The 9,622-nt window shown below is 75.2% G+C and carries 9 protein-coding genes; 7 read left to right on the forward strand and 2 right to left on the reverse strand.

The window, feature by feature from the left end:
* Positions 1-49: 49 nt before the first annotated feature.
* Positions 50-277 (reverse strand): DUF3073 domain-containing protein, encoded by a 228-nt coding sequence (locus ACI793_RS14965; RefSeq protein ID WP_456607172.1) that lies wholly within the window; start codon positions 275-277, stop codon positions 50-52.
* Positions 278-440: 163 nt separating this feature from the next.
* Positions 441-1,505 (reverse strand): Glu/Leu/Phe/Val family dehydrogenase, encoded by a 1,065-nt coding sequence (locus ACI793_RS14970; protein ID WP_456607173.1) that lies wholly within the window; start codon positions 1,503-1,505, stop codon positions 441-443.
* Between the two features lie 143 nt (positions 1,506-1,648).
* Here ACI793_RS14970 and ACI793_RS14975 point away from each other — a divergent pair, with 143 nt between their 5' ends.
* The 7 genes from ACI793_RS14975 to ACI793_RS15005 all read left to right on the forward strand — a co-directional run.
* A complete protein-coding gene (locus ACI793_RS14975; RefSeq protein WP_456607174.1) occupies positions 1,649-2,632 on the forward strand; it encodes a sugar ABC transporter substrate-binding protein in 984 nt (327 codons plus the stop codon).
* 17 nt (positions 2,633-2,649) lie between these two features.
* Positions 2,650-3,708 (forward strand): ABC transporter permease, encoded by a 1,059-nt coding sequence (locus ACI793_RS14980; protein ID WP_456607175.1) that lies wholly within the window; start codon positions 2,650-2,652, stop codon positions 3,706-3,708.
* 20 nt (positions 3,709-3,728) lie between these two features.
* Entirely contained in the window at positions 3,729-4,529 is an 801-nt protein-coding gene (locus ACI793_RS14985) for an ATP-binding cassette domain-containing protein (RefSeq protein ID WP_456607176.1), read from the forward strand.
* 236 nt (positions 4,530-4,765) lie between these two features.
* A complete protein-coding gene (locus ACI793_RS14990) occupies positions 4,766-6,058 on the forward strand; it encodes a M23 family metallopeptidase (protein ID WP_456607177.1) in 1,293 nt (430 codons plus the stop codon).
* A gap of 153 nt (positions 6,059-6,211) precedes the next feature.
* The gene (locus ACI793_RS14995) at positions 6,212-7,081 is read left to right on the forward strand and encodes an MBL fold metallo-hydrolase (RefSeq protein ID WP_456607178.1); all 870 of its coding nucleotides are present in this window, start codon (positions 6,212-6,214) and stop codon (positions 7,079-7,081) included.
* A complete protein-coding gene (locus ACI793_RS15000) occupies positions 7,078-8,397 on the forward strand; it encodes a class I adenylate-forming enzyme family protein (RefSeq protein WP_456607179.1) in 1,320 nt (439 codons plus the stop codon). Before ACI793_RS14995 ends, ACI793_RS15000 begins: the two co-directional genes overlap by 4 nt.
* A gap of 17 nt (positions 8,398-8,414) precedes the next feature.
* A partial coding sequence (locus tag ACI793_RS15005; protein WP_456607180.1) for a GMC family oxidoreductase occupies positions 8,415-9,622 on the forward strand: 1,208 nt, incomplete at its 3' end.

The following is a 9,622-nucleotide window of genomic DNA, read 5'->3' on the forward strand; positions in this document are numbered from 1 at the left end:
CGCCCGGAGGCGAGGCGGTGCTGTCGAGTCGGACGGGGAACCGGCCGCGTCAGCGGCTGGCGGCCCAGTCGTCGCCGGAGTCGTCGTCCGCCCAGCGGTCGGCGTACTCGTCGTCTTCCTCGTCATCGTCGTCGTCCGTGGCCGCGCTGGGCGCGGTGTAGGTCGACGACGAACCGGCCAGCTCCCGCTGCAGCGCGGTCAGGTCGGTGTTGGGTGAGCTGTACTTGAGCTCACGGGCCACGCGTGTCTGCTTGGCCTTCGCTCGGCCGCGCCCCATCGGCTCGACCCCCTCGCTACGGAGTGCGGGCGTCCGGCCCCGTGGGCGTGACGGCCCGCGTGGCGACCCCGGCTGAGTGACTATGTCTGGGACAACATTACGACACGGATCCCGGGCGGGCGCACGTCCCCTCCCCGGACGGGTGCACCCGGGTCGTGCGACGTCAGCGCGGCAGCCGGATCGTGGCCAGCCGGCCCACCGAACGGATCCGCTCCTCGGCCAGCCGGTCGGCCGCGACGGCCGGGGAGACGCCGTCGGCGTCGGCCGCGCGGAACACCCGCAGGGCGACGTCGAAGATGCCCGCCGCCCGGGCCCGGGCGCGCTCGAAGGAGAACCCGTGCCGCTCGTCCTCGACCTGGATGACGCCGCCGGCGTTCACCAGGTAGTCGGGGGCGTACAGGATCCCGCGGGCACCCAGCTCGTCGGCGATCCCCGGGGCGGCCAGCTGGTTGTTGGCGCCGCCGCAGACGATCCGCGCGGGGAGCGCGGCCACGGTGGGCCCGTCCAGCGCACCGCCCAGAGCGCAGGGCGCGTACACGTCGTGCGGCGTGCCTACCAGGGCGGCGGTGTCGGCCACCGTCCGCACCTGGGGGTGCCGGCTGCGGACGCGCTCCACCGCGGCGGCGTCGACGTCGGTGACGACGAGCTCGGCACCGTCGGCCACCAGCAGGTCGACCAGCTCCGAGCCGACCTTGCCCACGCCGGCCACCGCCACGGTGCGGCCGGCGAGCGACGGCTGCCCCCAGCAGTGCAGCGCCGCGGCGCGCATGCCCTGGAAGACGCCGTAGGCGGTGAGCACCGAGGAGTCGCCGCAGCCGCCGTAGGCCAGCGAACGCCCGTGCGCGAAGCGGGTCTCGCGGGCGACCACGTCGAGGTCGGCGTTGAAGGTGCCGACGTCGCAGGCGGTGAGGTACCGCCCGCCGAGGGCCTCGACGAACCGGCCGTAGGCGCGCAGCAGCGCCTCCGTCTTGTCCCTGCGGGGATCGCCGATGATCACCGCCTTGCCGCCGCCCAGGTCCAGCCCCGCGAGGCTGTTCTTGTACGACATGGCCCGGGACAGCCGCAGCGCATCGGCGACGGCGTCGTCCTCGTCGGCGTACGGGTAGAACCGGGTGCCGCCCAGCGCGGGGCCCAGCGCGGTCGAGTGGATCGCGATGACGGCCCGCAGGCCGGATGCCTGGTCGCTGCAGAAGACGACCTGCTCGTGGCCCGAGCCCAGAATGTCCACGGCGCCGAGCGTAGGACCACCGCACAGTTCCCCGGTGCGTCGTACCGGTCGGGCACGCCCGGTGCCCCGGCGGGAGGCATGATGTCCCGTCGGACACCGGCGGAGGGCAGCGCAGCTCCTCCGTGGCTCACAGGAGGACTCCCATGCCCGCACCCCGGCGACTTCTCGCGATCGCGCTGGCCGCTCCGCTGCTGCTGGCGGCGTGCACCACCGACGGTGGCGACGACGCCGGCGGCGGGGGTTCGGCGGACGGCGGCGGCGGGGACGGGGACCTGTCCTTCTCGGTCATCACGCACGGCTCGGCCGGTGACGCGTTCTGGGACGTCGTGCAGAACGGCGCCGAGGCCGCCGGGGAGGACCTCGGCATCGACGTCGACTACCAGAGCGACGGCGACCCGCAGCGCCAGGCGCAGCTCATCGACGCCGCGGTCAACCAGGACGTGGACGGCATCGTCGTCTCGATGGCCAACCCCGACGCGATCCAGGAGTCGGTCGAGGCCGCGGTCGACGCCGGCATCCCGGTGGTCACCATCAACTCGGGCGGGGACAGGTCCACCGAGTTCGGCGCCATCGGCCACGTCGGCCAGGAAGAGACGATCGCCGGCGAGGGGGCCGGTCGCGAGCTGGCCGACCGGGGCGCGAGCAACGTCCTGTGCGTCATCCACGAGGCGGGGAACATCGGCCACGAACAGCGGTGCGCCGGTGCCGAGGCCGGGTTGGGCGGCCAGGTCACGCCGCTGCAGGTGGACATCAACGACCTGACCGGCGCCCAGTCGACGATCACCTCCCAGTTGCAGAGCGACGAGACCATCGACGCCGTCCTCACGCTGAACTCGGCCGTCGCCGCGGTGGCGGTCCAGTCGGTCGCGGATGCCGGCTCCGACGCGCAGATCGCCACCTTCGACCTGAACCAGGACGTCATCAGCGGCATCCAGGACGGGTCGATCGCCTTCGCCGTGGACCAGCAGCAGTACGAGCAGGGCTACCTGCCGGTCGTGATGCTCAAGCTCTACGCCGAGAACCTCAACACCGTCGGCGGCGGTCAGCCGGTGCTCACCGGCCCCGGGATCGTCGACGCCACGAACGTCGACGAGATCGCCGACCTGGCCTCGGCCGGCACGCGCTGAGCACCGCGGGGGCGCCGGTGGAGACCGGGACGGCGGGCGAGCCGGCGACGCGGCGGCCCGACGAGCGGCTGAACGCCGCCGGGCCGCTGCGCCGGCTGCTGGTCAAGCCCGAGCTCGGGGCGCTGGTCGGCGCGGTCGCGGTGTTCACGTTCTTCGCCGTGCAGTCCGACGTCTTCCGCTCCGCCCGCGGCGTCGCCAACTGGCTCGACCCGGCGTCGACGCTGGGGATCATGGCGGTGGCCGTCGCGCTGCTCATGATCGGCGGTCACTTCGACCTCTCGGCCGGCGTCATGACCGGGACGACGGCGCTGACCGTCGCGATCGTCGCCGTCGAGTTCGAGCAGAACATCTGGGTGGCCATCGGCGTCTCGCTGCTGGTGGCCCTCGCGATCGGGTTCTTCAACGGCTGGCTGGTGACCCGGACCGGTCTGCCCAGCTTCATCATCACGCTGGGCACCTTCCTGATGCTCCAGGGCCTCAATCTCGGCCTGACGAAACTCTTCACCGGCACGGTGTCGGCCGGCGGACTGCGCTCGGCGCCCGGATACGGGAGCGCGGAGTGGGTGTTCGCCTCGCGGATGACGATCCTCGGGGCGGAGGTGCGCGTCGCCGTCCTCTGGTGGGTGCTGTTCACGTCCCTGGCCACCTGGGTGCTGCTGCGCACGCGCTTCGGCAACTGGGTCTTCGCGACCGGCGGCGACGAGGTCGCCGCCCGCAACGTCGGCGTCCCGGCCCGGCGGACGACGATCACGCTGTTCATGACCACGGCGACCGCGGCCTGGTTCGTCGGGACGACGCTGGCGGTGCGGCTTACCTCGGTGCAGGCCAACACCGGCACCGGCCAGGAGCTGATCTACATCGTCGCGGCGGTCATCGGGGGCTGCCTGCTCACCGGCGGCTTCGGCTCGGCGATCGGCGCCTCGCTGGGCGCGCTGATCTTCGGCATGACCCTGCTCGGCATCCCGTACCTGCGCTGGGACGCCGACTGGTTCTACTTCTTCCTGGGGGCCATGTTGCTGCTGGCGGTGCTGGCCAACCGGCTCGTCCGGCGGTCCGCCGAGGCGGCCCGGCGATGACGCCCCCACCCACCCCGCCGGTGACCGCCGTGTCCCCGGGGACCCCACCGCTGCTGGAGCTGCGCGACGTCGGCAAGGACTACGGCTCGGTCATCGCACTCGACGGCATCAGCACGAGCGTGCGGGCCGGCGAGGTCACCTGCGTGCTCGGTGACAACGGGGCGGGCAAGTCCACGCTGATCAAGATCCTGGCCGGCGTGCACCGCGCCGACCGCGGGCAGCTGCTGCTGGACGGGCGGCCGGCCGACTTCGGCTCGCCGCGGGAGGCGCTCGACGCGGGCATCGCGACGGTCTACCAGGACCTCGCGATGATCCCGCTGATGGCGATCTGGCGGAACTTCTTCCTCGGGGCGGAGCCCACGCGCGGCCGCGGGCCCTTCCGGCGGTTCGACGCCGCGCGGGCGAAGGAGGTCACCCGCCGGGAACTGGCCGCCATGGGCATCGACATCCGGGACCCCGATCAGCCGGTGGGCACCCTCTCCGGCGGGGAGCGGCAGTCGGTGGCGATCGCGCGGGCCGTGCACTTCGGTGCCCGGGTGCTGATCCTGGACGAGCCGACGTCGGCGCTGGGTGTGAAGCAGGCCGGCGTCGTGCTGCGCTACGTGGCCCAGGCGCGCGACCGCGGGGTCGGCGTCGTGCTGATCACCCACAACCCTCATCACGCCCATCCCGTGGGTGATCGCTTCCTCGTGCTGAACCGGGGCCGGAGCCTGGGGTCGTTCGACAAGGCCGACGTCAGCCGGGACGAGCTCACCCGGCTCATGGCCGGTGGAGCCGAGCTGGACGCGCTGGCGCACGAGCTCGAACGGCCGTCGACCTGATCGTGTCGACATACCGACCGTACTGAGACGGTCACCTAGCGAACTTGGCGCGGCGCGTCAACTGGTGCGCGTGTTGCCTTTGTGACTGGGGGTGACGCTGCGACTCTCGTCGGGCATCACGCCCCATTCCCCTTCCCCGGGAGCCAGTCATGTTCCAGCGCCGACCGTCGCGTCCGGCGACCGCGCGCCCCGGCGCCCGGCGGCCCCGTCCGGCCCGATCACTGCGGACGGGTCTGGTGGCCGTCCTGGCCGGGACGACGCTGGTGGTCACCGCCGTGCCCGCGCTCGCCGCACCGCCGCCGCCGAACCCGACCGACAGCGAGCTCGGGAACGCCCAGGCCCAGCAGGATGCCGCGGCCGCCGAGGTCGGGCGCATCGCCGGCCTGGTGACCGCGGCCGAGGCCGAGCTCGAACGCCTGGGCTACCAGGCCGAGGCGGCCGGCACCGCCTACGAGGTGGCCAACCAGGCACTGCAGGCGGCGCAGGAGAGGGCCGACGAGGCGGCCGCCCTGCTGCAGCAGGCCGCCGACGCGGTCGCCACCGCCCAGGTACGGATCGCCTCCTTCTCGCGGGACAGCTACATCTCCGGCCCGTCGATGAGCACCACGGCGGTGCTGCTGGACGCGCAGGGCCCCTCCGAGCTGATCCAGCGCGCCGCGATGCTGGACTACGTCGCCGCGGACAAGGTGGACGTCCTGGCCGAGATGGAGGTCGCGCGCATCGCGCAGGCCACCGCCGAGTCGGAGGCGCGCACCGCGCGGGACGAGATGGCGGCCGCCGAGGAGAGCGCGGCGGCGGCGAAGGCGTCGGCGGAGGCGCAGGTCGCCGTCCAACGGGGGGCCTACGCCGAGATCGAGGCGCAGAAGGCGGTCTACGAGGAGCAGTTCGAGAACGCCAACATCCGGTTGCTGGAGCTCCAGGGCGCCCGGAACGCCCACCAGCAGTGGCAGCAGCAGCAGGCGGCCGAGGAGGCCGCGCGGCGGCAGGCGGCGGAGCGGGCCGCGGCCGAGGCAGCTGCCGCTGCCGCGGCCGCCCGCAACAGCTCCAGCGGCGGAGGCGGCGGTGGCGGTGGCGGCTCGTCCGGCGGCGCCACCCCTGGCGACAGCGGGGGCTCGTCCGGCGCCTACGTGAAGCCGACCTCGGGCCGGGTGTCGAGCTGCTTCGGCGCACGGTGGGGGACGTTCCACGGTGGCGTGGACATCGCCGCCCCGATCGGCACCCCGGTGTACAGCGCCCACTCCGGCGTGGTGCAGCGTGCGGGCACGGCCACCGGGTTCGGGTACGCCGTCTACATCCTGGGGGACGACGGCTACGTCACGGTGTACGGCCACGTGAACGAGTACTTCGTCCGTGCCGGGGAGCGCGTGCGGGCGGGTGAGGTCATCGCCGAGGTCGGGAACCGGGGGCAGTCGACCGGGCCGCACCTGCACTTCGAGGCCCACCCGGGGGGCGTCCTGCACGGCGGGCAGACCGACCCGGTGCGCTGGTTGAACGCCCGCGGCATCACCGTCGGCGGCTGCGGAGGCTGAGGCCGGCATGGACAGGGCCGGCATGGACAGGGCCGGCATGGAGACGACTGCGGTCCGCCACCCCGGGGATCGGTGGCGGGCCGCAGTGCTCCGCGCCCCGGTGCGCCGCACGCGGGTGGTCGGGGCCGGGACCGCGGGGCTAGCGTGCCTCGCGTGAACGCCCCGGTCGATCCGCGCACCAGCTGGCAGCTCCCGGCCTTCGGCGGCATGCCGCGCACCGCCGACCTGGAACCGCTGGTCACCCGCGTCCTCGCGCCCAACCCGTCGGGGATGACGCTCGACGGCACCAACAGCTACCTGGTGGGTGCACCGGGCAGCGGCCAGGCCGTGCTGGTCGATCCCGGCCCCGACGACCCGGCCCACCTCGACGCGGTGGAGGCGGCGCTGGCCGCCCGCGGCGCGCGGTGTGCCGCGGTGCTGGTCACCCACCACCACGGCGACCACGCCGAGGCGGCGCTGCCGTGGTCGGCCCGGTTCGGCGCGCAGGTGATGGCCGGGAGCGGCGAGGTCGCCGGTCCCGACGGGCGCGTCCTCACCGGTGGGGACCGGCTGCGGCTGGCCGGCACCACGCTCGACGTCGTCCCGACCCCCGGGCACTGCGCGGACCACCTGGCCTTCCGCCTGGAGTCCGGCGCCGTCCTGGTCGGCGACCACGTGCTGGGCCGCGGCACGTCGGTGGTGACCCATCCCGAGGGCGACGTGGTCGCCTACCTGGAGTCGCTGCGGACCGTGCGCGACCTGGGCCCCAGCGCCCTCTACTGCGGGCACGGGCCCGAGCTGACCGAGGACCCCGGCGCGGTCCTCGAGTACTACCTCGCCCACCGGGCCTACCGGGAGGGGCAGGTGCTGGCGGCCCTGCAGGGCGGGGCGACGACGGTCGACGAGCTCGTGGCCACCATCTACGCGGAGGTGCCGCGGGCGGTCTGGTTCGCGGCGGCCCAGTCGACGCGGGCGACCCTGGACAAGCTGCGCGCCGAGGGACGGGTCGAGCAGGCTCCCGACGGAACGGTGCGCCCGGCGTGAGCGCGACCGTGCCCGTGGTCCGGAGCGCGGACAGCGAGCGGGACCAGCGCCGGGCGGCCGCGGCGCTGGCGGCCGCCGGACTGCGCCGCGGGGACCGGCTGCTGGTCTCCGCCGCCGCGTCGCCGGCGCTGCTGGCCGTCGTCCTCGGTGCGCTGCGCACCGGCGTCGTCCCCGTCGTCCTGGATCCCGGGCTGCCGGCCGCGGAGCGGGCAGCGCTCGCCGAGGACGCCGACGCGGGTCTGGACGTGGGGGACGACCCCGCGCGGCTGCTCTCCGGGTCGGAGCAGGCGGAGCTGGCGGACGTGCCGCTGGCGCGTCCCATGCACTACACCTCCGGGACGACGGGGCGGCGCAAGGGCGTGTGGTCCGGCGTGCTCCCGGACGACGACGCACGAGCCCTGGCCGCCGAGGAGATCGAGCTCTGGGGCTTCGACCGGCACGACCGGCACCTCGTGCTCTCGCCGCTGCACCACAGCGCCCCGCTGCGATTCTCGATCCACACCCTGCTCGCCGGGGGCGAGGTCCTGCTCCCCGGCCCGTTCGACGTGACCCGCGCGGCCGGAGCGATCAGCGAGCTGCGCCCGACCACCACGTTCTGCGTGCCCACCCACCTGCAGCGCCTGACGGCCCGGGACGACGTGGACTGGTCGTCCTTCCGCCGGCTCGTGCACGCCGGCGCGCCCTGCCCGGAGCCGCTCAAGCGCGCGGTGCTCGAGGCGCTCCCCGAGGGCTCCGTCTGGGAGTTCTACGGCTCCACCGAGGCCCAGTTCACCGTCTGCTCGCCCGAGGACTGGCTCGCCCACCCCGGCAGCGTCGGCCGGGCACGGCCGGGACGGCGCCTGGAGACCGACGAGCGCGGCCAGCTGTGGTGCGCGGTGCCCCCCTGGGCGCGGTTCGAGTACTGGCGGGCCCCGGAGAAGACGGCGGCGGCCTGGCGCGGCGACCGCGTCACCGTCGGCGACCTCGGCCGCATCGACGACGACGGCGTGGTGTGGCTGGACGGCCGCCGCGAGGACCTGGTGATCTCCGGCGGCGTGAACGTCTACCCGGCGGAGGTCGAGGCCGTGCTCGACGCGCACCCGGACGTCGTCGAGAGCGCGGTCTTCGGCGTGCCCGACCCGGAGTGGGGGCAGCGCGTGGTGGCTGCCTACGTGGGGAACGCCGGCGTCGAGGAGCTGACCACGTGGGCCCGGGAGCGGCTCGGTGCCGCCAAGCGCCCGAAGGACCTGCACCCGGTGGCGGAGCTGCCGCGGACCTCGACCGGCAAGGTGCGCCGGCTGGACCTGCCCGGAGCGCTCGGGCTCGACGGTGCCTGACCTGCCGGAGGGTGGACATGGCCGCCCCTGAGGGGGAGTGGGACGTCGTCGTCGTGGGCGCCGGCACGTCCGGCTGCGCGCTGGCTGCCCGGCTCGCCGACGCCGGCCGCCGGGTGCTGCTGCTGGAGGCCGGCCCCGTGCCGGTGGAGACCGCGGACTGGCCCGCGGAGGTGCGCGACCCGGCGAGCCTGGCCGCCACCGCGCCCGGACATCCTGCCAACTGGGACCTGGCCGCCGAGGTGCGCCCGGGCCAGGCCGTCCGGGTGCCCCGCGGCCGGATCGCCGGTGGGTCCAGTGCGCTGAACGCGGCGGTGTGGGTCCGGGCCACGCACGCCGACCTCGACGGCTGGGCCACCGCCGGGAACCCGCTCTGGGCGCACGACCGGGTGCTGCCGGCCTTCCGCAGGTCGGAGGCGGACGCCGACTTCGGTGATCGGCCGGGGCACGGGGCGGACGGGCCGGTGCCGGTGCGCCGGCTGCCGAGCCCCTCGCCGCTGGCCGACGCCTTCGCGGCGGCGAGCACCGAGCTCGGCTTCCCCGCCGAACCGGACAAGAACGGCGACGCCGCACCGGGGCACGGGCCCATCCCGTTCAACGTCGACGGCGGGGTGCGGATCAACACCGCGATGGCCTACCTCGCCCCCCGGCGGCACCTGCCGGCGCTCACCGTGCGCGGCGGGACGGTCGTGCGCCGGGTCCTGGTCGAGCGGGGCCGGGCGGTGGGCGTGCTCACCGACGACGGGCCCGTCCGTGCGGACGAGGTGGTGCTGAGCGCCGGCGCGGTGGGCTCGGCACACCTGTTGCTGCTCTCCGGTCTGGGCCCCGCCGCGGAGCTGGCCGCGGCGGGTCTCGACGTCGTCGCCGATCTGCCCGGGGTGGGCACCGCCTTCAGCGACCACCCGCTGGTGTACGTGCCCTACCGGCCGGCGCCGGGCCTGCCTCGCTCCGCGTCGCCGCTGCACGGCGTCCTGCACGCACCCGTCGAGGACGGAGGCGAGATCGAGGTGCTGCCCTGGCTGAGGCCCTTCGACTCCGACGCCGAGCCGCTGGTGAGCGTCGGGCTCCAGCGCCCCGTGTCCCGGGGCCGGCTGGGCCTGGACCCGGGGGGGGGGGGGGGGGGGGGGGGGGGGGGGGGGGGGGGGGGGGGGGGGGGGGGGGGGGGGGGGGGGGGGGGGGGGGGGGGGGGGGGGGGGGGGGGGGGGGGGGGGGGGGGGGGGGGGGGGGG

Source organism: Blastococcus sp. SYSU DS0617 (assembly GCF_054051075.1).

What these genes read in the sequence shown, in the direction of transcription:
- ACI793_RS14965 (WP_456607172.1), bottom strand. Translation starts at nt 277, where the DNA reads ATGGGGCGCGGCCGAGCGAAGGCCAAGCAGACACGCGTGGCCCGTGAG.
- ACI793_RS14975 (WP_456607174.1), top strand. Translation starts at nt 1,649, where the DNA reads ATGCCCGCACCCCGGCGACTTCTCGCGATCGCGCTGGCCGCTCCGCTG.